Origin of the sequence: uncultured Pseudoflavonifractor sp., assembly GCF_944387805.1 — a bacterium.
Taxonomy (GTDB): domain Bacteria; phylum Bacillota; class Clostridia; order Oscillospirales; family Oscillospiraceae; genus Pseudoflavonifractor.
The window spans coordinates 1-23,407 of the sequence record NZ_CALXGI010000035.1 but is presented as its reverse complement, the minus strand read 5'-3'; the positions used below and the strand labels follow the sequence as shown (position 1 = coordinate 23,407).

Sequence of the window (23,407 nt, the reverse complement as noted above, 5' to 3'; positions counted from 1 at the left end):
CTGGACGAGGGCAAGAGCCAGATCGCCCACGGCGAGACCGTCCGGGAGACCGCCAACATGATCTCCTTCATGGCCGACGTCATCGGCATCCGGGACGACATGTACATCGGCAAGGGCCACGCCTATATGAAGGAGGTGGCCGACGCGGTGGAGCAGGGCCATGAGGACGGGGTGCTGGAGCAGCGGCCCACCCTGGTCAACCTCCAGTGCGACATCGACCACCCCACTCAGTGCATGGCCGACGCCCTCCACCTCATCCACCGCTTCGGCGGCGTGGACAAGCTGCGGGGCAAGAAAATCGCCATGACCTGGGCCTACTCCCCCAGCTACGGCAAGCCCCTCAGCGTGCCCCAGGGCGTTATCGGCCTGATGACCCGCTTCGGCATGGACGTGGTGCTGGCCCACCCCGAGGGCTACGAGGTCATGCCCGAGGTGGAGGCCCTGGCGGCGGAGAACGCCCGGAAGAGCGGCGGCAGCTTTACCAAGACCAACTCCATGGACGAGGCCTTCCAGGACGCCGACATTGTCTATCCCAAGAGCTGGGCCCCCTTTGCCGCCATGGAGAAGCGCACCGACCTGTATGGACAGGGGGATGCCGAGGGCATCAGGGCCCTGGAGAAGGAGCTGCTCTCCCAGAACGCCCTCCACACCGACTGGGAGTGCACCGAGAGCCGCATGGCCGCCACCCGCGGCGGCAAGGCCCTGTACCTGCACTGCCTGCCCGCCGACATCACCGGCGTGTCCTGCCAGCAGGGCGAGGTGGCGGCCACCGTGTTTGAGCGCTACCGGGACGACCTCTATAAGGAGGCCAGCTACAAGCCCTATATCATCGCCGCCATGATTCTCCTGGCCCAGTGCCAGAACCCGGTGGAGACCCTTCAGCGCTTCCAGAAGGAGGCCCGCCCCCGCCGGGGAAAATAATAATATAGTGGAAAAACAGGATGTTTCATCCGGAAATCAGAGAAAAAGCTGAGAAGGCGCAATTCTTCCGGCGGGGTGGATTGACAAAATACCGACAAACTTGGTATAATATCCGGGCATCTGTATCCGCAGAGAGTTCAACAGATTTTCGGAGGGAATATATCATGAAGAAACCGCTCGTGCCGGCGGTTCTGTCCGTCGCGCTGCTCCTGTCCCTGGCCGGCTGCACCAACACTGCCGCCGCTCCCGCGCCCAGCGCCATGCCCGACGGCACCTATACCGCCGAGATGGACGACGCTTCCGCCGAGGCCGCCTACGGCTGGCGGGACCGACTGGTGGTGGAGTATAAGGACGGCGCTCTGGTCTCCGCCGTCTTTGACAGCTACGACGCCGACGGCAACAAGAAGAGCGAGACCACCCCTGAGACCTACCCCATGGACCCCGCTCCCGCCGACTGGATTCCCGAGCTGAGCGACAACATCCTCAAGGCCGGCGGCACCGCCGAGATTGACGGCGTCACCGGCGCCACCATAGCCTCCAACAACGCCAGGGCTATGATGCAGGCGATTCTGGACTCCGGCGTGGCCGGGGAGACCGTGGTGGTCTCCGAGCCCACCGCCGGCTGATTCACAGCAGGAGAAAAAGAGCGCGGTGCACAGATGTGCACCGCGCTCTTTTTGCGCGCCGGGGGATTCTTTTGCATTGGCCTCAGTCCAGGGGGATGACCTCAGCCTGGGGGCCGTCGTCCACCGCTTCGGTGGAGCTTTCCTCCATCTGAACGGTGTCGGCGGCGCCGGGCTCGCCGGAGGAGCGGAGGTAGTCCTCGGTGTGAGTGACCAGCTGGTGGTTCTCATCAATCAGCCCCAGCTTCTCCAGGCAGGCGATGGTGTCGGTGGCGGTGGACTGGAGGCCGATGGTGACGGTGGTGCTCCAGTCGTGCTCCCGCGCCTGGCCGTAGCTGTCAGTCTCCGTGACAGTCCTGAAGAAGGTCAGATTCAGGTCTGCCAGATAGCAGGTGTCGCTGCGCGCCTGGTCGTCAAAGAGGTACCGCCGCCCCAGCCGTCCGGCGGCCAGGTCGGACCGCACCGCGGAGAGCAGGGCGTTCCGGTCGGCCTCGGAGCCCACGTTCACATTGTAATAGGTCTGGGTCTCCGGGTTGTACACATTGTTCACAGAGGCCTCCGCCAGGCTGTCAAAGGCGTCCTGCTCCGCCACGGCGTAGAAGTACTGCTCCTCCATCCGGTCGGGGTCGTTGACAATGCTGTTGAGCAGGGAGGCCACGGAATCGGGGGCGTCCAGATCGGTGGTGTAGAGCTGCAGGTCGTACGCCCGGGTCAGCCGGGAGCCGTCGGCCAGCTCGTAGTCAAAATAGACGGTCATGGAGGTGGCCAGGGTCCGGCCGGGGCTGTCGGGGAGGTAGACGTCGTAATAGACGTCCCCGGGCCGGCTGTTGTTCCGCTCAATGAGCATCTTCTGGTCCCGGGCGATGGCCCGGTGGAGGGAGAGCACCGCCTCAATGTCCTCGTCCTCGGTCAGGTACATGCCGAAGTGGGAGGCGCTGTCGCTGGGGAGGGTGTAGGGCCCATCCAGAATGACCGACACCACGTCGTACCGGGAGGGGGCCCGGTTGAAGCCGATGAGGTCGTTGTTCATCACCAGAGCGGAGGCGGTGAGGGCCAGGCACAGGGCCAGGGCCCCCTTCCAGCCCCGGCGGAACACCCGGAAGGTCTTGCGCAGGAGCATCTCGGCGGCAAAGTAGCCGATGAGGCCTCCCAGCAGCATGAGCCCCAGCATGGGCCACATGCCCCCGGGCAGGAGGGAGCGGAACAGCTCGTGGAGGAAGATGCCCAGGGTGACGGCGGCGCAGAAGGCCACGCCGTACTTGAACACCGGCCGCACCCACTTGACGGCCACCACGTCACCGGCGGTCTCCAGGGGCCGGGTGCGGTACACCAGCAGGCCCAGGGCGGCCAGCGCCAGGCCGGCCTGGGCGTAGAGGAGGGTGATGGCCAGGCCGGTGAAGAAGTACCCGCCGTCCTCGCCGGGGCGGACGCCCCCCTCCCGCCAGAGCACGATAAAGGGGGAGAGCCACTGGGCCAGGGCGGACATGGCGGGCCAGCTGTAATACCCGTAGACAAACTGGCGGAACAGCTCGCTGATGAGCTGGTACATGCCGAAGGCCAGGATGTTGAGGATGCCGTAGAACACGGGCAGGGCCGCGATATGGCCCACAAAGAGGGCGCAGAAGGAGGCGAAGGAGTAGAAGAACAGGGCGAAGCACACCTGGGCGATGAGCCACTGGAGCAGGGGCCAGAGCATCAGGGTGTCCGACACCGCCTCCACCCCCAGGGTGAACAGGAACACCGCCGCCAGAGGCAGCACCAGGAAGCTGAGGCCGGACAGATAACCCGTCAGGTACAGCCCCTCCCGCCGGATGGGCAGGGCGTGGTAGAGCTGGACGCTGCGGCTGTTATAGAGGTAGGAGAACACGGCCATGGCGCTGATAATGGACCACACCGCCGACAGAATCAGGCCCATGGGGCTGACAAAGCCCAGCAGGTCCTGGGCCGCGAGGTCGGCGGTCAGGCTGCTGTTCCGGTCCAGCCAGGTCAGCAGGAAGGTCAGGGGAACCAGGAGCAGAATCACCCCGTAGGACCCCCAGATGGGCCAGAAGCGCCTGAGATTTTTGAAGTACAGGGTGGAATTCCACCAGGGGTTGGGCCCCTTAGAGCACGATGTCGCGGACGGCATAGTCCTCACCTCCCAGTTCATAGATGAAAATCTCCTCCAGGGTCAGCGGCAGGGCCTCCATGAGGATGGGGGCGTACACCGCCAGGCGGTTGGTCACGTCGGTGGCGTTGCCACGGACAATCAGGGTGTGGATGCGCCCCACATGGGACACGTGGAGCACCTCCATGTCGTTGGGCAGCTTGGGCAGCTCCTTCTCCTGGAACACCACCTGCATCTTCACCAGGTTCTCCTGCAAATCGCTGAGGGACCGCTCAATGAGCACCCTGCCCCGGCTGAGGATGCCCACATGGTCGCACACGTCCTCCAGCTCCCGCAGGTTGTGGGAGGACACCAGCACCGTGGTGCCGTGCTCCGCCACGTCCCCCATCAGCAGGCTCCACACCTGCCGCCGCATCACCGGGTCCAGGCCGTCCACCGGCTCATCCAGCACCAGAATGTCCGGCCGGCAGCACAGGGCCAGCCAGAAGGCGGCCTGCTTCTGCATGCCCTTGGACAGGCGGCGGATGGCCCGCTTCTCGTCAATGCCGGAGAACACATCCCGCAGGGCCTCGTACCGCCCCATGTCGAACCGGGGATAGAAGCCCCGGTAAAAGGCGGCCATATCCGCCGTAGAGGCGGAGAGAAAGTAGTACAAATCGTCGGGGATGGAAGCGATGCGGGCTTTTACCGCCGGATTCTCGTAGATGGGGGCCCCGTCGGCCAGCACCGTGCCGCTGTCCTGCCGCCACACGCCGGTGATGTGCCGCAGCAGGGTGGACTTGCCCGCGCCGTTGGGCCCCACCAGCCCGTAGATGGAAGCGGTGGGCACCGTCATGTTCAGCCCGTCCAGGGCCCGGAAGCCGTCAAAGGTCTTGACCAGCTCTTTGACCTCAATCATTGTCCGTCTCCTCCTTCTTCGCTCCGGCGGGGGCCGGTCCCCGCCGTCATGACCCGCCGGGCCAGCTCCTCCGGGGACAGCCCCAGGAACAGCAGCTCCGCCGCCGACCGGTCAAACTGCCGCAGCAGCTCTGCCCGCCGCTGGGCGTTTACGTCTCTCCCGGGGGCGGCAAAGGAGCCCTTGCCCGGCTGGGAGGTGAGATACCCCTCCGCCTCCAGGGACTCGTAGGCCCGCTGAATGGTGTTGGGGTTGATGGCCAGGGAGGCGGCTAACGCCCGCACCGAGGGCAGCTTGTCGCCGGTCTGGATGGCTCCGGTGACCACCAGATGGCGCAGGCCGTCCTTGACCTGTTCATAGATGGGACGCTGGTCCCGGTAGTTGAGAGAGATCATGGCGCTCTCCTTTCCCGCGCGGGCTCCCCCGCACTGTATGAGCTCTCTTGGTACAGTCAGTATACACGTCCGCCGGGAAAAAGACTTTAAGAAATTATGATATTTCTTTAAGAAATCCCATTCCGACATGACAGAACGGTTTGAATGCGCTATAATGAAGTAGGACCGGATAAGGCCCCAACCGCGAAGAACGGCCGCCCCGCCGAACCGGGGCGGAATGATAAATGAAAAGGGGAAACGTTGGATGACAGTAATTGACGATGTCAACTGGCGGTGCTTTCTCGAGTGCGTGGGAGACCTGCTCTTCACGCCGGAGGTGCAGTCCATGAAGAACATCCCCCACCACCCCGGCACCAGCTGCTATGAGCACTCGGTGTTCGTGGCCTATGCGGCCTTCCGCATGGCCCGGCGCTGGAATCTGGACTACCTGGCTGCCGCCCGGTGCGGCCTGCTCCACGACCTGTACCTCTACGATCCCCGGGACAAGTCCGCCCACCCGGGCAACCAGTGCTTTGACCACCCGGTCTTTGCCCTGCGCAACGCCGAGGCCCTGTGCGGGCGGCTGACGGAAAAGGAGCGGAATATCATCATCTCCCACATGTGGCCCCTGGCCAAGCGGCGGCCCCGCAGCGCCGAGGCGGCGGTGGTCAACCTGGCCGACAAGCTGTGCGCCACAGCCGAGGTGCTGGGCTACTGGCGCCGCTCCCGGGTGCGGGAAAAGGCCATGGGCTGACCGCCCCGTAAGGACGCAAGAAAAAGGGAACCCTCAGCGGTTCCCTTTTTTTCGTCTTAAAATTTTTCGAAAAATCCGGCCAAATGTCCAAAAACAGCTGGCAGAATGGCCGTGGGCGGGGAATATGGCCCAGGAAAATTGTGCATTTGTACGAGAGTGGTTTTGAGCCGGGCAAAATTTCAAAATCACGGTGCATTCTGCGTAAATATTTGATATAATCTATACCGTATCCATATCTATGGCGCCCGCCCGTCCGGACAGCGCGCCCATTCTATCAGACGAGGTGACGGCATATGGGGCCCATGGGCGCCATTGTTTTTCTTCCGCGAGAGGGCGACACCTCTTCGCTGATGCTGGAGGATATTCTCTTTGACCCGGCTGCCGCATGGCTGTCCGCCGCGCTGGAGCGCTCGGGGGTGGAGCGCTTTCTGGTGGTCTGCCATGACGACGACCGGGAGCGGGCGGGAAAGTGCTTCCCCGGCGGCACCGAGTTCGTCACCGACGGCGCGGAGGACGCCGCCGGACAGCTCACCGCCTTTCTCGACGCGCTGGAGGGAAATGTGGCGGTGTTTACCCGCCCCGTGTTTCTGGACGACCGGGGCGCGTCCCGCCTGGCCGGGGAGGAGGACCTGCCCCGGGGCGAGGACACCGGCGTGTACCGCATCTCTGCCGCCGCCCTCAAGGAGGCGGTGGAGGGGGGCGAGGACTTTGTCTCCGCCGTCCGCGCCGGCAGCCATTTCGGCCTGAGGGACGGTAATTACGAGGGCCTGCTTCCGCTGGACAGCAGCGCCCCTGTCTGGGACAGCGCCCAGTACTTCGCCCGCCACGCCTCCATTGACCGCCTGCGGGGGGAGCCCGCCGCCCCGCCGGTCCGGTTTGTGGACGTGGAGAACGCCTATATCGGTCCGCGGGTCAACGTGGGCGGCGGCACGGTGATTCTCCCCGGCGCCATTCTCCGGGGCCGCACCAGCGTGGGCCGCTTCTGCGAGATTGGCCCCAACGCCATGATTCAGGACTGCATCGTGGGGGACCATGTGACCGTCAATTCCTCCCAGCTCAATGAGAGCACCGTGGAGGAGGGAGCCAAAATCGGCCCCTTTGCGTACATCCGTCCCGGCTGCCGGGTGGGCAAGGACGTGAAGGTGGGCGACTTTGTCACCCTGAAAAACGCCGCCGTCGGACCGGGCACCAAGCTCTCCCGCCTCATCTACGTGGGCGACGCCGACGTGGGCGAGCGGGCCAATGTGGGCTGCGGCACCGTTACCGTCAACTATGACGGCACCAGCAAATACCGCACCGTTATCGGAGACGGGGCCTTCATCGGCTGCAACACCAACCTGGTGGCCCCGGTGAGGATTGGCGCCGGCGCCTATACCGCCGCCGGCAGCACCATCACCGACGACGTGCCCGCCGACTCCCTGGCCATCGCCCGGAGCGTCCAGGTGGTCAAAAAGCAGTGGGCCGCCAAGCGGCGCAGGCGCGCCGGCCGGTAAGACCGGGGCGCAGAGCAGGGGAGACCCCGAGAAAAAGGGAGCGACCGCGCAAGCGCGCGGAAAAAATATAGAAACAACAAAAGAAATGAGAGGATGTAGAAGATGATCTCACACGGCAAGGACATCAAGATCTTCGCTGGCAGCTCTAACAAACGCCTGGCGGAAGCCATCTGCAAGGAGATGGGTATGGAGCTGGGCAACGCTGAGGTAGGAGCCTTCTCCGACGGGGAGAACTTTGTCTCCATCTACGAGACCGTCCGCGGCTCCGACGTATTTGTGGTTCAGTCCACCTGCGCGCCTGTGAACGACAACCTGATGGAAATGCTCATTATGATCGACGCCCTCAAGCGGGCCTCCGCCGGCCGTATCACCGCTGTGGTGCCCTACTTCGGCTACGCCCGCCAGGACCGCAAGACCAAGCCCCGCGATCCCATCTCCGCCAAGCTGGTGGCCAACCTGATCACCCGCGCCGGCGCCGACCGTGTGCTGACCATGGACCTGCACGCGTCCCAGATTCAGGGCTTCTTCGACATCCCCGTGGATAATCTGCTGGGCAACCCCATCTTTACCCGCCACTTTGCCGAGCGCTTCGGCGACGACGTGGAGGGCACCATGGTGGTGTCCCCCGACGTGGGCTCCGTGGCCCGGGCCCGCGCCTTCGCCCAGAAGCTGGGCATGGGACTGGCCATTGTGGACAAGCGCCGCCAGAAGGCCAACTCCTCCGAGGTCATGAACATTATCGGCGATGTCCGCGGCAAGCGGGTCATCCTCTTTGACGACATGGTGGACACCGGCGGGTCCCTGTGCGGTGCGGCCCAGGCCCTGGTGGAGCTGGGCGGCGCCACCGAGGTGTACGCCTGCGCCTCCCACGGCGTGCTCTCCGGCCCTGCTGTGGACCGTATCCAGAAGAGCGTCATCAAGGAGGTCATTTTCCTCGACACCGTTCCCGCCCGTTCCGGCGTGAAGTGTGATAAGATTAAGTACCTCTCCGTGGCCCACATGTTTGCCGAGGCCATTGAGCGCATCTATGAGGAAGTCTCCGTCTCCAAGCTGTTTTCTTAACGGAGAAGCGCTGAGCTGCTCGCCGCGTTAAGGGGTCCCCGGGAAAGCGCGAAGCGCTTTTCTGGGGCGAGGACGAGCAGCGAAGTGAACGAACTTTGCCGCTTGCGGCAAAGTGAGCGATACGGAGCTTGCGAGGACGACGAAGCGCTGAACCGCCCGTCCCCTCATCCGCCCCCTTCGGGGGCACCTTCCCCCGGGGAAGGCTTTGAGAGGGCCGCGGAACCTGCACAGAACCGAAAACCGAATCCGGGGGCGGAGCTTAGCTCCGCCCCCTTTTAACCTGTCAAGGGAGTTCGTGAAACATGTTGTTTGGAAAGAAAACCGGGGGTGTGGAGTGGCTGGTGGTGTGCCTGGGCAACCCGGGGGACAAGTATGAGAATACCCGCCACAATGTGGGCTTTATGGTGGCTGACGAGCTGGCCGAGCGGAAGAACATCCCCGTCCAGCGGCTCAAGTTCAAGGCCCTGACCAACACCACCCAGCTGGGGGGCGCCCAGGTGCTGCTGATGAAGCCGGTGACCTATATGAACCTGTCCGGCGAGGCGGTGCGCCAGGCCGCCGACTTCTATAAAGTGCCCCCCGAGCATGTACTGGTGGTGAGCGACGACGTGTCCCTCCCTGTGGGGCGGCTGCGCATCCGCCGCAGCGGCTCCGCCGGGGGCCACAACGGCCTGAAGAATATCATCCAGCAGCTGGGCACCGACCAGTTCCCCCGGCTCAAGGTGGGGGTGGGGGAGAAGCCCCACCCGGACTACGACCTGGCCGACTGGGTGCTGGGCAAATTCACCGGCGAGGACAAAAAAGCCATCGACGCGGCCGTCAAACGGGCCGCCGACGCGGTGGAGTGCTATATCCAGGACGGCCCGGACAGGGCCATGAGCCGCTTCAACTGATTGCAGCCCCTATTTTTTCATAGAACTGTGAGGTGTATCCCGTGAAGGAACTGGCAACCATGGTAACTGGAATCCCGGAATTCCAGCGCCTGGCGGCGGCGGTGGACAGCGGCGGCTGCCCCGCTGCCTTTACCGGCCTGGCCCCTGTCCACCGGGCCCATATGGCCGCGGCTCTGCGGCAGACCCTGGGGCGGAGCGTGGTGGTGCTGTGCGCCGACGAGGCCGAAGCCGACCGCATGGCCCGGGACCTGGCCTTCCTGACCGGGGAGCAGGTGCGCACCCTCACCGCCCGGGAGTTCACCTTTCACCACGCGGCGGTGGCCTCCCGCCAGTGGGAGCACAGGCGGCTGTCCGTGCTGCGCGCCCTGGCGGCGGGGGAGTGCCCCCTGCTGGTGTGCACCATTGAGGGCGCCCTGGAGCGGACCATCCCCAAGACCCTGCTGACCCAGGCCTCCCAGTGCCTGCGGGTGGGGGAGAGCTACGACCTGAACGAGCTGGCCGACACCCTTACCGCCGCCGGGTATACCCGCTGCGAGCAGGTGGAAGGCGTGGGCCAGTTCGCCCTCCGGGGCGGCATCCTGGATTTCTACTCTCCCGCCGAGGACGGCCCCATCCGGGTGGAGTTTTTCGGGGATGAGGCCGACTCCATGGGACTCTTCGACGTGAACACCCAGCGCCGGGTGGAGAACCGGAAGTCCGCCGAAATTCTCCCGGCGGCGGAGGTGCTGCCCCAGTTTGCCCCCGGGGGCTGCGCCGGGCTGCTGGAGGCCATGGACGGCCTTATCGCCAAAGCCCAGCGCCGCAAGGACGGCGCCGATCTGGCCAGGACCCTGGGGGAGGACCGGGAGCGGCTGGCGGAGAACATGTCCTTCCCGGCTCTGGACCGGTACATCGCCCTGGTGTACCCCCAGATGGCCACGGCGGCGGACTACTTCCCCGAGGACGCGGTGGTGCTCTTCAGCGAGAGCCCCCGGGTAGCGGAGCGGGCCAAGCACTATCTCTGGCAGCTGACCGAGGACGCAAAGGCCCTCATGGAGGCCGGAGTGCTGGCGGGGGAGCTGACCGAGTTCGCCCGCACCTTTGAGGAGCTGTGCGGCGTGCTAGAGGAGTGGCCGGTGGCCTACCTGGACAGCTTCGTGGGCGCCCAGTACCCCCGGCGGCCCCGCACCCTCATCAACTTGCTGTGCAAGCAGCTGCCCTCCTACGGCGCCAGCCTGGAGACCGCTGTCTCCGACCTGAGCCACTATATCAACGAGAAGTTCTCCACCGTGGTGCTGGTGTCCAGCGAGCAGCGGGCCCTGAACCTCCAGGCCCTTCTGCGGGAGCAGGGGGTGAAGGCGGCGGTGGACTTCCAGCTCCACAAGCTGCCCGCCCCCGGCAAGGCGGTCATCGCCGTGGGCGGCCTGTCCGGCGGCATGGAGTACCCGGAGGCCAAATGCGCCGTCCTCACCGAGGGCCAGGCCGCCGGAGTGAAGAAGAAAAAGGTGAAGGCCGTCACCAACCGGCAGAAGCTGGGGTCCTACGCCGACCTGAGCGTGGGCGACCTGGTGGTCCACGAGCACCACGGCATCGGCCGGTACCAGGGCATGGTGAAGATGCCGGTGGACGGCGTCCAGAAGGACTATGTAAAGATCGCCTACGCCGGGGCCGACGTGCTCTACGTGCCCGCCACACAGCTGGACCTGGTAAGCAAGTATATCGGCGCGGGGGAGGACGCCCAGGAGACCAAGAAGCTGTCCAAGCTGGGGGGCACCGACTGGGAGCGTGCCAAGACCCGGGCCAAAAAGGCGGTCAAGGACCTGGCCAAGGGCCTCATCCAGCTCTACGCCCAGCGGCAGCGCCAGCCCGGCTTCGCCTTCTCACCGGATTCCGAGTGGATGCGGGAGTTTGAGGAGCAGTTCGAGTACACCGAGACCGACGACCAGCTCCGCTGCATCGCGGAAATCAAGGGGGACATGGAGGCCCCCCGGCCCATGGACCGGCTGCTGTGCGGCGACGTGGGCTACGGCAAGACCGAGGTGGCCTTCCGGGCCATTATGAAGTGCGTGCTGGACGGCAAGCAGGCCGCCATTCTGGTGCCCACCACCGTGCTGGCCCGGCAGCACTATCTGTCCGCCAAGCAGCGCTTTGCCAAGTACCCGGTGGAGATTGACGTGGTGAGCCGCTTCCGCACCAGCGCCCAGATGAAGGAGACCCTTCGCCGGGTGGAGGCGGGGCAGATTGACCTGCTCATCGGCACCCACCGGCTGTTCCAGAAGGACGTGAAGTTCAAGGACCTGGGACTGCTGGTCATCGACGAGGAGCAGCGCTTCGGCGTGGCCCACAAGGAGAAGCTCAAGGAGATGTCCCGGCAGGTGGACGTGCTCACCCTGTCCGCCACCCCCATCCCCCGCACCCTGAACATGGCCCTCTCCGGCATCCGGGACATGTCCACCCTGGAGGAGCCCCCCTCCGACCGGCAGCCGGTGCAGACCTATGTGCTGGAGCACGACTGGGGCGTGCTCTCCGACGCCATGCGCCGGGAGCTGGAGCGGGGCGGCCAGGTCTACTACCTCCACAACCGGGTGGAGACCATCACCCGCACCGCCGCCCGCATCCGGGAGATGCTGGGGGAGGACGTGACCGTTGGCGTGGCCCACGGCAAGATGAGCCAGGAGGAGCTTAACGACGTCATGACCCGCATGAGCGAGGGAGAGGTGGATGTGCTGGTGTGTACCACCATCATCGAGACGGGCATCGACATTGCCAACGCCAATACCCTCATCATCGAGGACGCGGATAAGATGGGGCTGGCCCAGCTCCACCAGATCCGGGGCCGGGTGGGCCGGTCCAGCCGCCGGGCCTACGCCTACCTCACCTTCCGCCGGGGCAAGGTGCTCAGCGAGGTGGCCTCCAAGCGGCTGGGGGCCATCCGGGAGTTTGCCGAGTTCGGCTCCGGCTTCAAGATCGCCATGCGGGACCTGGAGATCCGGGGCGCGGGCAACGTGCTGGGCCCCGAGCAGTCCGGCTTCCTCATGAGCGTGGGCTACGACCTGTACCTCAAACTGCTGGAGGAGGCCGTGCTGGAGGAGCGGGGCGAGAAGGCCCGGATTCCCGCCGAGTGCTCCGCCGACCTGAGTGTGGCCGCCTCCATCCCCGACCGGTACGTGCCCTCTCCCGAGCAGCGGATGGACCTGTACCGCCGCATCGCCGCCATCCGCAGCGAGGAGGACGCCGACGACCTGACCGACGAGCTCATCGACCGGTACGGCGACCCGCCCCGGCCGGTGAACAACCTCATCGCCGTGGCCCTGATGCGGGCCGCTGCGGCCGAGTGCGGCATCACGGAGATCTCCCAGAAGGGTCTGAGCCTGCTCTTTTACCTGGACGGGGCCGACCTGCGGCGGGTGTCCGCCCTGTGCGGCATGGACAAGTACCGCAGCCGCCTGCTCTTCTCCGCCGGGGAGAAGCCCTATCTCTCCCTGCGCCTGAAAAAGGGAGACGATCCGCTCAAACTGGGCCGGAAGCTGGTGGAGGAGTACGCCGCCACCGCCGCCCAGCCGGAAGGGTAAATACGGGCAAGGTTCACAAAATTTTCGTTGCTGTTTTGCCCTTGTGGTGATATGATAATAAAAGTTTCCCTATATAAGGAGGATAAGAATGAAATCAACCAAGAGAATTCTGGGCGCGGCGCTCTCTGGCGCCCTTTTGATTGGCGCCCTGGCCGGCTGCGCCGAGACCCCTGCCGACCCCAGCTCCAGCCTGTCTCCGTCCCCCACGGTGAGTGCCTCTGCCTCCCCCTCCGAGACGCCCCAGTTCGGCGACTTTGACCTGGAGAATCCCGATGTGACCCAGGTGCTGCTGGGCTTCCCCGGCACCACCACTGTCATGACCGTGGACGGCGTGGACGTCAACGCCGAGGAGTATCTCTACTGGCTGGGCTATGCCACCGAGTACGTGGGCTACTATATGTTCGGCGATCCCTCCGCCATCGACTGGGACATGGACACCGGCAACGGCACGGTCAGCGAGTACCTGGTCAATAACGCCCGGGACCTGGCCGCCTTTAACCAGGTCATCCGCAACCAGTGCGCCGAGCGGAACATCACCCTCACCGACGAGCAGGAAGCTCAGCTGGACCAGCAGATGGCCGACGCGGTGGAGAGCTCCGGCGGCCAGGAGAACTTTGAGCTGGCCCTGAAGGAGGTCAACCGGACTGAGGAGGGCCTGCGGAGCATGTATTCCGCCTCCAACTTCCTCTATGCGTCCCTCCGGGACCAGCTGTTCCCCGCCCAGGACGCCGCCTCCCTCACCGCCGGAGAGCTGGCCCAGTGGGCTTCCGACAAGGGCCTGATGCAGGTCAAGCACATCCTGTTCAAGACCGTGGACAACGCGGGCAACCCCCTGTCCGACGAGGAGATCGCCGCCGCCAAGCAGAAGGCTGAGGACACCCTGGCCCAGCTCCAGGCCAGCGACGACATGGAGAACCTGTTTGACCAGCTGATGAACGAGCTGTCCGAGGACGGCCGCTACGCCGACGGCACCCTGGGCGCCCCTGACGGCTACCTCTTCGGCGAGGGCGAGATGGTCCAGGAGTTTGAGGACGCGGCCAAGTCTCTGAAGGAGCATGAGCTCAGCGGCATTGTGGAGACCAGCTACGGCTACCACATCCTCCTCCGTCTGCCTGTGGACACCGAGATGGCCCGTGAGGCCTGGGCTGAGGAGCAGGACGCCAGCATCGGCAATCAGATGAACGAGCAGATGACCACCTGGCTGGACCAGGCCGACATCCAGACCAACGATACCTGCGCCTCCATTGACCCCAAGGACTACTACGAGCGGCTCACCGCCTACCGGGAGCAGCTGGAGGCTGCCAACAGCACGGACACCGACAGCGACGGCGCCGCCACGGCGGAGCCCTCTGCTACTCCCGCCGCTGAGGACTGAGCCCCTGCGCGGCCATAGAATGCGTCGCAGTATTTTCCGGCTGTCAGCGGCAACTGTCTGACACATCACGCGGAGACCTGCTTCTATTGGGCAGGTCTCCGCGTTTTTCGTTTTTATTCCCGTTTCGGCCGGAGAAATTTTTCCGCCTCCACCCGCCCGTACTTTGGAATCTATTGTTTCGTGAATGAGAAACTATTGTTTGTTCACAAACTCCATGGTTTCAGGATAAATGAACAATAGATGAAAAAGTGGAGGAACATCCCATGTATGACGAAAAGGAGCGCTTCAACCAGGAGTTCGGCCAGCGGTGCCGTCTGGCCCGGGGAAACCGCCGGATGGAGGACGTGGCGGAACAGGCGGGCATTACGCCCCAGTTTCTCTCCTCGGTGGAGCGGGGGAAGAAGGGCATGACAGGGATGAACATTGCCAACCTGGCCCGGGCGCTCAACGTCACCGCCGACTACCTGCTCTACGGCCGCACCGACGCCGACGCGGCCTGGGTGGGCATCGCGGAGCACCTGGCCTCTCTGACCCCGGCCATGCGGGATATGGCGGCCGAAATGCTGGGCACCATGCTGGCCATGCTGGAGGCGGGCCGGCCGGAATAAAGGCCGTCCGGGACAGCAGGAGGAGGGAACCCCATGAACAGTATTCGCATACTGCTGGTGGACGACAACCCGTCCGCCCGGGCCCTGCTGGCCGCCTTTGTGGAGCAAACTCCCGGTCTGGAACTGTGCGGCGAGGCAGGGGACGGCTGGCAGGGCCTGGAGCTGACAGACCGCCTGCGGCCCGACCTGGTGCTGCTGGACCTGATCATGCCCGGCCTGGACGGCATCGGATTTCTGGAGGGACTGGCCAACCTGTCCGGCAGCCGGAGGCCCCGGGTTATCGTGCTCTCCGGCGTGAGCACCGACGCCTATGTGCAGCACAGCTGCCGCCTGGGAGCGGACTATTACCTGGTCAAGCCGGTGAACTTCCGCCAGCTGGCCCAGCGCATCAGCGCCCTGTTTCCCGAAGGGGAAGGCCTGGAGCCCGGCGGCTCCGCCGGCTTTCTGCTGCTGCGGCTGGGAGCGGACAGCCGCCTGGAGGGCTACGGACAGCTCTCCTATGCCCTGGAGATGGTATCCGGCGGCGGGAGGTCCATGCAGATGAAGGAAATCTACCTGTCCACGGCAGAGGCCTTCCATACCACGGCCGCCTGCGTGGAGAAGAATCTGCGCACCGTTATCCGGGGCATGCACGCCGGGGCCAGTCCCCACTATGTCCGGGTCTTCGGCCCGGCGGCCGGCAGAAGGCCTCCGGACAACCGCACCTTCCTCCGCCGCGCCGCGGAGGAGCTGGCGGAAAAGGAGCGATAGAGCGGCCAAGGGCCCGGAGACCTCTCCGGGCCCTTTTCTGTCATACATTCCGTTTCCCCGCATAGATTGAAGCAGAGGCCTGTCCCTGTACCCCCAAAGGGAGACGGGCCCAATGCGCAGGAGAAGAAAAGGGGAGACGTGTATGAGCGCATGGCACAGCAAGACCGCCGCCCAGGTCCTCTCAGAGCTGAACACCAGCCGGGACAGGGGCCTGACCGGGGCGGAGGCGGAGGACAGGCTGGGGCGGTACGGCCCCAACGTGCTGGAGGAGGGAAAGCGGCCCAGTCTGCCGGTCCGGTTCCTTGCCCAGCTGAAGGACCCCATGATTCTGGTGCTGCTGGGGGCGGCGGGGCTGTCCCTGTGGGCCGGGGGCGGGGAGGACTGGGTGGACGCGGTGATCATCCTGATCATCGTGCTGGTCAACGCCTGCATCTCCATCGCCCAGGAGAACAGCGCCGAGAAGGCCCTGGAGGCCCTGCGGAATATGTCCGCCCCCATGGCACGGGTGGTGCGGGACGGCGGGCAGCGCCGGACAGAGGCGGCAAAACTGGTGCCCGGGGACATCATTCTGCTGGAGGCGGGGGACATGGTGCCCGCCGACGCCCGGATTCTGGACAGCGCCGGGCTCAAGGCCGACGAGAGCGCCATGACCGGCGAGTCCCTGCCCAGCGACAAGGCCCCCGCCGACGGCCTGGCGGAGAACCTGCCCCTGGGGGACCGGCACAACATGCTCCTTTCCTCCACCGTCATCACCAACGGCAGGGCCAGGGCGGTGGTCACCGCCACCGGCATGGACACCGAGGTGGGCCGCATCGCCGGCATGATTCTGGACAGCGGCGAGGGGGAGACCCCCCTCCAGCGGAAGATGGCGGAGATATCCAAAACCCTGTCCTTCGCCTGCCTGTGCGTGTGCGCCGTCCTGTTTGGGGTGGGCATGCTGCTCCACAAGGAGATTCTGGACATGTTCCTCACCGCCGTGGCTCTGGCGGTGGCCGCCATCCCCGAGGGCCTGCCCGCCATTGTCACCATCGTGCTGGCCCTGGGAGTCCAGCGGATGGCAAAGCGGGGGGCCATTGTCAAGAAGCTGCCCGCCGTGGAGACCCTGGGCTGCGCCGGGGTTATCTGCTCGGACAAGACGGGCACCCTGACCCAGAACAGAATGACCGTCACCCAGGTGTGGACGCCCCGGGGCGGGGACCGCTCCACCGTCCTCGCCGTGGGCAGCCTGTGCTCCGACGCTGTTTTAGCCAGGGACAAGGGCCGCCGCCGGGCGGTGGGGGACCCCACCGAGGCCGCCGTGGTGGAGGCCGCCCTGAAGGACGGGCTGGACAAGGACATTTTAGAAAAGGACTGGCCCCGCCGGGGCGAGGTACCCTTTGACTCCGACCGCAAGCGGATGAGCACCGTCCACCGCCGCCCGGACGGAGGCTTCCGGGTGTGCGTCAAGGGCGCCCCCGATGTGCTGCTGTCCCTGTGCCGCCGCCTGCCAGGCGGCGCGCCCCTCACCGACAGCGTCCGGCGGGACATCTCCGCCCGCAACGCCGACATGGCCGCCCAGGCCCTGCGTGTGTTGGGGGTGGCCTACAAGGACCTGGAGATGCTGCCCCGGGAGATGAACAGCCGTACCCTGGAGCAGGACCTGACCTTTGCCGGGCTGGTGGGCATGATGGACCCGCCCCGTCCCGAGGTGAAGGAGGCGGTGAAGCAGTGCCACGCCGCCGGTATCCGGCCGGTGATGATCACCGGCGACCACAAGCTCACCGCCGTGGCCGTGGCCAGAGAGCTGGACATCTTCCAGTCCGGCGACCTGGCCATCACCGGCGCCGACCTGGACTTTATGCCCCAGGAAATGCTGGAGCAGGAGGTGGAGAAATTCGCCGTCTACGCCCGGGTGTCCCCCGAGCACAAGATGCGCATTGTAAAGGCCTGGCAGGCCAGGGGCAAGGTGGTGGCCATGACCGGCGACGGCGTCAACGACGCCCCCGCCCTCAAGGCCGCCGACATCGGCTGCGCCATGGGCGTGGCGGGCACCGACGTGGCCAAGGGCGCCAGCGACATGATTCTCACCGACGACAATTTCGCCACTATCGTCTCGGCGGTGGAGCAGGGGAGGGGCATCTACGCCAACATCAAAAAGGCCATCCACTATCTGCTCTCCTGCAACATCGGCGAGATGCTTACCATCTTCCTGGCCACCGCCCTGGATTTCCGCCAGATGCCCCTGGTGCCGGTGCAGCTGCTGTGGCTCAATCTGGTCACCGATTCCCTGCCCGCCCTGGCCCTGGGAGTGGAGCCGGTGGAGAAGAACGTGATGGAGCACAAGCCCCGGGACGCGGGGGAGAAGCTCTTCGCCGGGGGCTTTGCCTGGCGGCTGTGCTGGCAGGGGTGCATGGTGGGCCTGCTTACCCTGTGCGCCTTTTTCCTGGGACAGTACGTCCTACCCGGCCCCTCCGACCCGGCCGCCGCCGCCAACACCATGGCCTTCGCCACCCTGACCATCTGCCAGCTCTTCCACGCCTTTGACGTGCGCAGCGAGGAGGAGAGCCTGCTGAGCATCGGCCTGTTCTCCAACAAGGCCATGAACAGGGCCTTCCTGGCGGGGATGGCCATGCAGCTCTCTGTACTGCTGCTGCCGCCCCTTCAGGCGGTGTTCTCCACCGTGCCCCTCAGCGGAGTCCAGTGGGGGGCCGTTATGGGCCTGGCCGCTGCCCCGGTGGTTGTGTGCGAGCTGACCAAGGCCCTGAGCCGCTGGGGAAAGCGGGAGGCGGCCAAGGAGTCCGGACCCGCTGGGGCGGAGATTGGAGCACGGCGCAGAATCTCCGCGCGGCATTGAGAAAGAATAAAAGCGAGCCCGCGGCATCTGCCGCGGGCTCGCGCTCTGTCTGGAATTACTCCTTCACTTCCCGGATGAGGATGAAGGGGGTGAGCTGGCGGTCCTGACCGGCGGGGTTATCCCGGATCAGGTCCAGCAGGTCCTTGTCGGACTGCTTGAGCTGGGCGCACCGGCCCAGCAGCTCCACGTTCAGGTCGTTGGCGTCCACAATCATCATCACCACGCCGGTCTTTTCATAGACCTCGTCGCATACGCCGTCGGGATTCTCAGGCACCCGGACCCCCATGTGCTCATACTCGGGGATGTCATGGCCGTAGAAGCCGTCCAGACCGGAGACCTCGGTGCCCAGGATGTTGTAAAAGGTGCCGTGGATGCCCCGCAGCTTGTCGATGGCGGCCCGGAAGGCGGCCCAGAGCACCTTGGGCAGGCCGCAGACGTTGATGGCGAACTGCATCTTCACCGGCAGGCCCATGCCGGGGCCGGCGGAGGTCTGGTGCACAAAGCGGCTGAGGAGCTTGGCCCAGAAGCCGGGCTTCACCTCGTCCTCGGTGACAATCCGCTTCTGGCACATGGCGATGACCTTCTCGCTGGAGGACAGGATGTCCCCGGGCTGATAGACGGGCAGCACATATTTCTCAATCAGCTCCAGATAGCTCTCGCCCACCTGGACAAAATGAGTCTGGATGGCGTGACGGGCCCAGGTCTTGCCCATGGCCTGGATGGTGACGCTCTTGCCCTCGTTCGCTTTAAATTCCATAGTAAAAAGCCTCTCATTTTATATGTCAATTTTGATTTCCCCAAGATGCCCTGGATTGAGACTCCAGGGCATCTTCGCCGTCACCGCCGGTTGCCCCAGGGGCGAGGCGGCGGGCGAATGAGCCCCATCGTCCCGCATGGGGGACGATGGGCGGTTATAACAGCCGCTCTGGGGCTATTATAACCACGTGTTTCCAAAAAGGCAACAAAAAGAACACGGACAGCGCATATCCGCCGCCGCCGGGGACATACTGAACGGGAGACAGGAGAGGAGGAACACGCCCATGAAGCTGCTGAGACCCCAGACAGACGGAATCCCGCCCCATCCCAGGCAGGAGCCCCGGGTGGACGGCCCTCTGACCGTGGACACCCTGCGGAGGGTGTTTGCCGACTGCGTGGACTTTGCCGTCCGGGAGGCCGACCTGGCCGGAGACCCGGAAAAGCGCGTGACCATGTGCTACATCGGGGGCATGGTGAAGCTGGAGCGGGCCAGCGAATACATTCTCCGCCCCCTGGCCCAGGACAGCACCCTGCGGGACGCCCCGCCGGAGGAGGCCTGGCGGAAGATGGCCGGCGGCGCCCTCTACAATTTGATGGTGGAGCAGCGCACCACCGCCGACCAGGCCGCGCTGGACATCATCAACGGCAACCTCATCCTCTTTTTCCCCGGCGCCCCCGCCGTCCTCTCCTTTTATATGGCCACCGAGGACAAGCGGGGCGTCAGCGCCCCGGACAACGAGCCCTCCAGCAAGGGCGCCCGGGACGCCTTTGTGGAGAACCTGCGCAGCAACACCAGCCTGGTGCGCCGCCACCTCCGGGCCCCTGAGCTGAAAATCCGGGAGAAAATCGTAGGGCGGCAGTCCCTCACCCCGGTGGACATCCTGTGGCTGGACAACATCGCCGACCCGGACCTGGTGCGGCGGGTGGAGGAGCGGGTGGCCGCCATTGACATCGACGCCCTGCTCTCCACCGGCAATCTGGAGGAGTATCTTGTGGACGCCGCCTCCACCGCCTTCCCCCTGGTGCTCTACACCGAACGGCCCGACCGCTTCTGCGCCGGACTGGCCCAGGGGCGGGTGGGCATCCTGGCGGAGGGCCTGCCCCTGGGCTACCTCTGCCCCGGCACGGCGGGAGAGTTTATCCGGGCCCCCCAGGACAAGTCCAACAACTGGATGATTGCCAGCGTACTCACCCTGCTGCGGTGCCTGTGCATCTTCGGGACCCTGCTGCTGCCCGCCGTGTATATCGCCATGGTCAACTTCCATCAGGAGATGATCCCCACCCGGCTGGCCCTGTCCATCATCGCCGCCAAGCGGGACGTGCCCTTTACCACCGTGTTTGAGGTGCTCCTCATGCTGGCGGCCTTTGAAATTCTCCAGGAGGCCGGGCTGAGGCTGCCCCCCTCCATCGGTCAGACGGTCTCCATCATCGGCGGCCTGGTGGTGGGCACCGCCGCCGTGGAGGCCAAAATCGTCTCCCCGGCGGTGCTCATCGTGGTGGCCGCCGCCGGTATCGCCGGGTACACCATGCCCAGCCAGGAGTTCGCCGCCGCCCTGCGGCTGTGGCGCTTCCTGCTGGCGGTGCTGGCGGGCTGGGCGGGGCTGTTCGGCGTGGTGGTGGGCGCGGCGGTGCTCATCCTGCGGCTTGCCCGGCTGGAGAGCTTTGGCGTGGCCTATCTCACCCCCTTCTCCGCCGGGGGCCAGTCCGGGCTGGACGGCGCGCTCCGCCTGCCCCTGCCCTGGGTCAAGCTGCGTCAGGCCGGGCTCCACACCAAAAACAGGAGGAATCAGGCGTGAAACGGGCTTTTGCTGCAATGCTCCTGGCCGTACTGTGCCTTCCTTTGGCCGGCTGCGGCGTCCAGAGCGCTCTGCCCGAGGGGCGGGAGCTGGAGAACATGGCCCTTATCCGCACCCTGGGCGTGGATGAAGCGGAGGAGGGGGTCATGGTCACCGCCGCCTCCGCCCAGCAGAGCGGCGGGGAGCAGCCCGCCCTGGTGTACTCCCACACCGCCGGTACCGTCAGCGCCGCCTGCCTGGCCATGCAGTCCCGGGGCAGCGCCTATCTCTTTTACGGACACGTGGGAGAGCTGCTCTCCGGGGAGGAGCTGGCCGCCGCCGGACTGGAGGAAGCCCTGGGCTATGTGGAGCGGGACATTGAGATGCGGCTGGATACCAAGTTCTACGTGGTGCGGGGCGGAAAGGCGTCTGACGCCATTGCCGCTCTGTCCGCGTCGGGTGAATCTGCCGCAGAGCGGCTGGAGGCCATGGCGGAGGACGCCGGGCTGATGGCCGCCTCCATGCCCCGTACAGTGGGGGAGCTGCTCGCCGACACGGCCCGGTGCGGGGCTACCTTTGCTCCCGCCCTCACCCTGACGGGGGAGGAGGGAGACTGCGACCTGGCCGCCGACGGCTATGCCCTGCTGAAGGACAGCGCCCTCATCGGCTTTGCGGAGGGGGGCGCGGCCCTGGGGGTGAACCTGCTGCTGGGCCGGGTGGAGGCGGACGTGGTGGAGTGCCCCACGGAGGGGGGCACGGCGGCCCTGCGGGTTGTAGGGGCTCAGACCAAAATCAGCCCCACGTTTGAAAACGGTGTCCTCACCGGCCTGACGGTGCAGTGCGCCGTAGACGCCAGCGTGGCCCAGGGGCCGGAGAATCTGGACCTGGAGCACAGCCCGGAGAAGCAGAAGTCCCTGGAGACCGCCCTGGCCCAGACCGAGCGGGAGCGGATTGTGGCCGCCCTCACCCTGCTCCAGACCCTGGACGCCGACTGCCTGGACCTGTGCCGCAGGGCGGGCATGTCCGCCCCCTGGCGGTGGGCTGCCCTCCAGGACCAGTGGGGAGAGGCCTTTTCCACCCTGCCCATGAGGGTGGAGGTCACCGCCAGCATCCGGCGGGGCTACGATGTCAAATAAACGAGGTGAACCACATTGACCGAGACGCCCATCACCATGCGCCAGCTGCTCTCCGTTATCTTTGCCGCCCTGCTGTCCCCGGCCATCCGGGTGCTGCCCGGCGGCGTCGCCCAGGCGGCGGGAGAGGCCGGATGGCTCTCGCCCCTGTTGGCTCTGCCCCTGGCCCTGGCCCTGTGCTGGGCGCTGTTCCGGCTGCTCTCACCCCTGCCGCCCGGCACCGGCCTGGCCGAGGCCTGTCCTCTGGTGCTGGGGAAAATCGGGGGGAAGTTGGTTCTGGCCCTGTGCCTGCTGTGGGGACTGCTCCAGCTCAGCGTCACCGTGCGCATGTGCGGCCAGCGCTTTCTCATCACCGGCTACCGCAACCGGCCGGTTATCTTTTATATTGTTGTACTGCTGGCAGTGGCCCTCTGGATGGCCAGGGGCAAGCTGGCCGCCCTGGGCCGGGCCGGGGAGGTGTTCCACGCCATCCTGGCCGTCACCCTGGGCATTGTGCTGCTGCTGGCCGCTTTCCGCATGGAGCCGGAGAACCTGCTTCCCATCTGGGCGGAGGAACTGCCCGCCGCAGGCGCCGCCGTGGTGCCGGTGCTGTCCCTGTTTGGGTACGCCGTCCCCGGGGCGTTTCTGGCGGGCCGCCTGAAACGGCAGGAGAAGGACCACTCCAGAGCCTTTCGATGGACGGTATGGCTGTGCCTGCTGCTGTCCGCGCTGCTGCTGGTGACGCTGGGCTGTCTGGGCCCCGGCCTTGTCTCCCGGGTGGAGCAGCCCTTCTTTGCTATGGTGAAAGGGATAGGCGTGCAGGGAGCTTTCCAGCGGGTGGAGTCTGTTGTCATGGCCCTGTGGGTGCTCTCCGACCTGATGCTCATCGGCATGCTGGTGTTTTCTGCCTGCGCCGTGTCCAAGGTGCTCTTTGGCCTGAAGCGGGCCCAGTCCGCCGCTTTGCCTGTGACAGCGGTGGCGCTGGTGGGCAGCATATTCCTTTTCCACGACGCCTTTGCCGTCGAGCGCTTTGCCAACGGAGTACTCACCGCGGGCAATCTGGTCTTTGGCTTTGGCTTTCCGCTTTTTTTACTGGCCGTTCGTAAAATCCGAGGAAAAAGCAGGTAAAGAGCATCTATATATGGTGTGCGAACACTTGCCCAGTGGGCAGATATTGTTGGAAAGGCGAGACTTGAAAAAAGTGAAAAGAAAAAGCGGAAAAAGTGTTGACAAGCCGTGTTTTATCTGGTATATTATCTAAGCGCTCGCGGGGAACACCCCTTGAAGAGGCCAAAAGTTTTCTTGAATTCAGCCTGACGGCTCAAAAAAAGAAAACGAAAAAACCTCTTGACAAAGCGGGCCGGACATGGTATCATATAAAAGTTCGCTGCGAGGGCGGCGGACGGCTGGATGAGAGTTCTGGATTTGAACTTTTGGAGCTGAAAAGTTCCGAAAAAAGTTTGAAAAAAGTGCTTGACAGCAACAAAAAGATATGATATACTAAATGAGTTCCTGCCGCTGAGGT

Annotated in this window: 19 protein-coding genes; 15 read left to right on the top strand and 4 right to left on the bottom strand. The window is 65.1% G+C overall.

Annotated elements, in window-relative coordinates:
• Both ygeW and Q0K06_RS09200 read left to right on the top strand, forming a co-directional pair.
• A partial coding sequence (ygeW, locus tag Q0K06_RS09205) for a knotted carbamoyltransferase YgeW (RefSeq protein ID WP_294551481.1) occupies positions 1–921 on the top strand: 921 nt, incomplete at its 5' end.
• A gap of 164 nt (positions 922–1,085) precedes the next feature.
• Positions 1,086–1,547, top strand: a complete 462-nt coding sequence (locus tag Q0K06_RS09200; protein ID WP_294551479.1) for an FMN-binding protein — start codon at positions 1,086–1,088, stop codon at positions 1,545–1,547.
• An 82-nt stretch (positions 1,548–1,629) separates the two neighbouring features.
• Here the strand turns inward: Q0K06_RS09200 and Q0K06_RS09195 are convergent, their stop codons facing one another.
• From Q0K06_RS09195 to Q0K06_RS09185, 3 genes are read right to left on the bottom strand one after another with little or no spacing between them, the layout of a single operon-like run.
• Positions 1,630–3,693 (bottom strand): hypothetical protein, encoded by a 2,064-nt coding sequence (locus Q0K06_RS09195; RefSeq protein ID WP_294551477.1) that lies wholly within the window; start codon positions 3,691–3,693, stop codon positions 1,630–1,632.
• Positions 3,647–4,549: an ABC transporter ATP-binding protein gene (locus Q0K06_RS09190; protein ID WP_294551475.1), complete on the bottom strand. Its 903-nt coding sequence runs from the start codon at positions 4,547–4,549 to the stop codon at positions 3,647–3,649. The genes Q0K06_RS09195 and Q0K06_RS09190 overlap by 47 nt, the downstream gene beginning before the upstream one ends.
• Positions 4,546–4,941 (bottom strand): GntR family transcriptional regulator, encoded by a 396-nt coding sequence (locus tag Q0K06_RS09185; protein WP_294551473.1) that lies wholly within the window; start codon positions 4,939–4,941, stop codon positions 4,546–4,548. The genes Q0K06_RS09190 and Q0K06_RS09185 overlap by 4 nt, the downstream gene beginning before the upstream one ends.
• Before the next feature lie 244 nt (positions 4,942–5,185).
• Between Q0K06_RS09185 and Q0K06_RS09180 the strand changes: the two genes are divergently transcribed.
• From Q0K06_RS09180 to Q0K06_RS09140, 9 genes are all read left to right on the top strand, one after another.
• Positions 5,186–5,674: an HD domain-containing protein gene (locus Q0K06_RS09180; RefSeq protein WP_294551471.1), complete on the top strand. Its 489-nt coding sequence runs from the start codon at positions 5,186–5,188 to the stop codon at positions 5,672–5,674.
• 293 nt (positions 5,675–5,967) lie between these two features.
• Positions 5,968–7,167 carry a UDP-N-acetylglucosamine diphosphorylase gene (locus tag Q0K06_RS09175; RefSeq protein ID WP_294551470.1) on the top strand — a complete coding sequence of 400 codons (1,200 nt, stop codon included), beginning with the start codon at positions 5,968–5,970 and terminating at the stop codon, positions 7,165–7,167.
• Positions 7,168–7,269: 102 nt separating this feature from the next.
• Positions 7,270–8,229 (top strand): ribose-phosphate pyrophosphokinase, encoded by a 960-nt coding sequence (locus Q0K06_RS09170; protein WP_294551468.1) that lies wholly within the window; start codon positions 7,270–7,272, stop codon positions 8,227–8,229.
• A gap of 302 nt (positions 8,230–8,531) precedes the next feature.
• Entirely contained in the window at positions 8,532–9,122 is a 591-nt protein-coding gene (gene pth, locus Q0K06_RS09165) for an aminoacyl-tRNA hydrolase (protein ID WP_294551465.1), read from the top strand.
• 41 nt (positions 9,123–9,163) lie between these two features.
• Complete coding sequence (mfd, locus tag Q0K06_RS09160; RefSeq protein WP_294551463.1) at positions 9,164–12,673, top strand: transcription-repair coupling factor; 3,510 nt, start codon at positions 9,164–9,166, stop codon at positions 12,671–12,673.
• A gap of 88 nt (positions 12,674–12,761) precedes the next feature.
• Positions 12,762–14,048, top strand: coding sequence for a peptidylprolyl isomerase (locus tag Q0K06_RS09155; protein WP_294551461.1), 1,287 nt, complete (start codon positions 12,762–12,764; stop codon positions 14,046–14,048).
• A gap of 263 nt (positions 14,049–14,311) precedes the next feature.
• Positions 14,312–14,656, top strand: a complete 345-nt coding sequence (locus Q0K06_RS09150) for a helix-turn-helix transcriptional regulator (RefSeq protein ID WP_294551459.1) — start codon at positions 14,312–14,314, stop codon at positions 14,654–14,656.
• A 33-nt stretch (positions 14,657–14,689) separates the two neighbouring features.
• Positions 14,690–15,406 carry a response regulator gene (locus Q0K06_RS09145; RefSeq protein WP_294551457.1) on the top strand — a complete coding sequence of 239 codons (717 nt, stop codon included), beginning with the start codon at positions 14,690–14,692 and terminating at the stop codon, positions 15,404–15,406.
• Between the two features lie 142 nt (positions 15,407–15,548).
• A complete protein-coding gene (locus Q0K06_RS09140) occupies positions 15,549–18,239 on the top strand; it encodes a calcium-translocating P-type ATPase, PMCA-type (protein WP_294551455.1) in 2,691 nt (896 codons plus the stop codon).
• 55 nt (positions 18,240–18,294) lie between these two features.
• Here Q0K06_RS09140 and Q0K06_RS09135 read toward each other — a convergent pair whose 3' ends face one another.
• Positions 18,295–18,996, bottom strand: a complete 702-nt coding sequence (locus Q0K06_RS09135; protein ID WP_294551453.1) for a F420-0--gamma-glutamyl ligase — start codon at positions 18,994–18,996, stop codon at positions 18,295–18,297.
• A 283-nt stretch (positions 18,997–19,279) separates the two neighbouring features.
• Between Q0K06_RS09135 and Q0K06_RS09130 the strand changes: the two genes are divergently transcribed.
• The 4 genes from Q0K06_RS09130 (at position 19,280) to Q0K06_RS09115 (ending at position 23,378) form a co-directional block, all read left to right on the top strand.
• Positions 19,280–20,791, top strand: a complete 1,512-nt coding sequence (locus tag Q0K06_RS09130) for a spore germination protein (protein WP_294551451.1) — start codon at positions 19,280–19,282, stop codon at positions 20,789–20,791.
• The gene (locus Q0K06_RS09125) at positions 20,788–21,906 is read left to right on the top strand and encodes a Ger(x)C family spore germination C-terminal domain-containing protein (protein WP_294551449.1); all 1,119 of its coding nucleotides are present in this window, start codon (positions 20,788–20,790) and stop codon (positions 21,904–21,906) included. The genes Q0K06_RS09130 and Q0K06_RS09125 overlap by 4 nt, the downstream gene beginning before the upstream one ends.
• A gap of 15 nt (positions 21,907–21,921) precedes the next feature.
• On the top strand, positions 21,922–23,010 hold the full coding sequence (locus Q0K06_RS09120) for a GerAB/ArcD/ProY family transporter (RefSeq protein ID WP_294551447.1): 1,089 nt from the start codon (positions 21,922–21,924) through the stop codon (positions 23,008–23,010).
• Between the two features lie 98 nt (positions 23,011–23,108).
• Positions 23,109–23,378: a hypothetical protein gene (locus Q0K06_RS09115; protein WP_294551445.1), complete on the top strand. Its 270-nt coding sequence runs from the start codon at positions 23,109–23,111 to the stop codon at positions 23,376–23,378.
• Positions 23,379–23,407 lie beyond the last annotated feature (29 nt).

Coding starts and splice junctions, on each gene's coding strand:
- Q0K06_RS09200 (WP_294551479.1), top strand. CDS start 1,086: ATGAAGAAACCGCTCGTGCCGGCGGTTCTGTCCGTCGCGCTGCTCCTG.
- Q0K06_RS09195 (WP_294551477.1), bottom strand. CDS start 3,693: ATGAACTGGGAGGTGAGGACTATGCCGTCCGCGACATCGTGCTCTAAG.
- Q0K06_RS09190 (WP_294551475.1), bottom strand. CDS start 4,549: ATGATTGAGGTCAAAGAGCTGGTCAAGACCTTTGACGGCTTCCGGGCC.
- Q0K06_RS09185 (WP_294551473.1), bottom strand. CDS start 4,941: ATGATCTCTCTCAACTACCGGGACCAGCGTCCCATCTATGAACAGGTC.
- Q0K06_RS09180 (WP_294551471.1), top strand. CDS start 5,186: ATGACAGTAATTGACGATGTCAACTGGCGGTGCTTTCTCGAGTGCGTG.
- Q0K06_RS09175 (WP_294551470.1), top strand. CDS start 5,968: ATGGGGCCCATGGGCGCCATTGTTTTTCTTCCGCGAGAGGGCGACACC.
- Q0K06_RS09170 (WP_294551468.1), top strand. CDS start 7,270: ATGATCTCACACGGCAAGGACATCAAGATCTTCGCTGGCAGCTCTAAC.
- pth (WP_294551465.1), top strand. CDS start 8,532: ATGTTGTTTGGAAAGAAAACCGGGGGTGTGGAGTGGCTGGTGGTGTGC.
- Q0K06_RS09155 (WP_294551461.1), top strand. CDS start 12,762: ATGAAATCAACCAAGAGAATTCTGGGCGCGGCGCTCTCTGGCGCCCTT.
- Q0K06_RS09150 (WP_294551459.1), top strand. CDS start 14,312: ATGTATGACGAAAAGGAGCGCTTCAACCAGGAGTTCGGCCAGCGGTGC.
- Q0K06_RS09145 (WP_294551457.1), top strand. CDS start 14,690: ATGAACAGTATTCGCATACTGCTGGTGGACGACAACCCGTCCGCCCGG.
- Q0K06_RS09140 (WP_294551455.1), top strand. CDS start 15,549: ATGAGCGCATGGCACAGCAAGACCGCCGCCCAGGTCCTCTCAGAGCTG.
- Q0K06_RS09135 (WP_294551453.1), bottom strand. CDS start 18,996: ATGGAATTTAAAGCGAACGAGGGCAAGAGCGTCACCATCCAGGCCATG.
- Q0K06_RS09130 (WP_294551451.1), top strand. CDS start 19,280: ATGAAGCTGCTGAGACCCCAGACAGACGGAATCCCGCCCCATCCCAGG.